This window comes from Rhizobium ecuadorense, from assembly GCF_001187535.1.
In the GTDB taxonomy this organism is placed as follows: domain Bacteria; phylum Pseudomonadota; class Alphaproteobacteria; order Rhizobiales; family Rhizobiaceae; genus Rhizobium; species Rhizobium ecuadorense.
This window is the reverse complement of record NZ_LFIO01001847.1, coordinates 1-236: the sequence shown is the minus strand read 5'-3', so window position 1 is coordinate 236 and position 236 is coordinate 1. Positions and strand designations below refer to the sequence as shown.

The 236-nt window shown below is 64.8% G+C and carries 1 pseudogene; it reads left to right on the top strand.

Annotation, left to right across the window (positions count from 1 at the left end):
- Positions 1–236, top strand: a pseudogene (locus AF337_RS39055) (mechanosensitive ion channel protein); the annotation flags it as partial.

The following is a 236-nucleotide window of genomic DNA, read 5'->3' as shown; positions in this document are numbered from 1 at the left end:
CGGCTCGATCCTGACCGAGCCGAAACCCGGCGTGCAGATCAAATCGCTGACGTCGGATGCAGTGGAGCTGGAGCTCTCCTTCCGCGTCAGGGATATCGGCCAGACGGGGCCGGCGAAGAACGAGATATTCGATCTCATCTACCGCCATATCAAGGCCGCCGGCCTCACCTTGGCGCGGCCGCTCGACGCCGCCGGCCCACCGCCCGACCAGTTGCAATCGGAGGAGATGGTGAAGC